The organism is Noviherbaspirillum sp. ST9 (assembly GCF_048799745.1).
Taxonomy (GTDB): Bacteria; Pseudomonadota; Gammaproteobacteria; order Burkholderiales; family Burkholderiaceae_D; genus Noviherbaspirillum.
In genome coordinates, this window is sequence record NZ_JBLWFR010000107.1 from 1 (window position 1) to 645 (window position 645).

The 645-nt window shown below is 50.2% G+C and carries 1 protein-coding gene; it reads right to left on the reverse strand.

Translation table 11 applies throughout. The features are described from left to right. On the reverse strand, positions 1–645 hold a 645-nt coding region (locus ACNOHI_RS25010), incomplete at both ends, for a hypothetical protein (RefSeq protein WP_420477434.1).

Genomic DNA, 645 nt, shown 5'->3' on the forward strand with positions numbered 1-645 from the left:
AATAATAATCCGTACTCAGTCCGCCATTAAAGTATCCCTGCGGGTCGCCAGTCTCCCCATACAGGCCCGCCCACTTATAGCTCACCACCATAGAAGGCATTTTCCCTTCTAAAGGCAGGATAGAACCGCCCGTACCAATATAAGTAGAAGCATAAAGAGAAGGAGCCGAAAGGAACCGCTTCAACCGGTTCTTTACATAACTGAACAGCAGCGAACTCCTCCACTTCAGCGCCCTATCGGTGTTCAGCGTATTCAAACTCACATCAACACCCTTTCCCACCATGTTAGCACTGTTACTAATGATCGTCGAAAAACCCTTGGTGGCATCCGTTGCCTCCGTCCCCAGCATATCCTTCACGTTCTTCGAAAAATACTCCACGCTTCCCGAAACCCGGTTCCCCTTCAGCGAGAAGTCGATCCCTGCATTCAGCATGCCCACCTTCTCCCATCTCAGCGACGGATTGGGCGGATTGGTGATCGAAGCAAAAGGTAAACCCACCCGGCTATCCGATATAGCCGAATAGGAGATGATAGGAGAAGCCGACTGATCAGTAGGCAAATTTCCGCTGAAGCCGTATGTTAGCCTCGCCTTCAGCGAAGGAATAAAATCCAGCCGGTAAAAAGGTTCCTCCGATACATTCCATG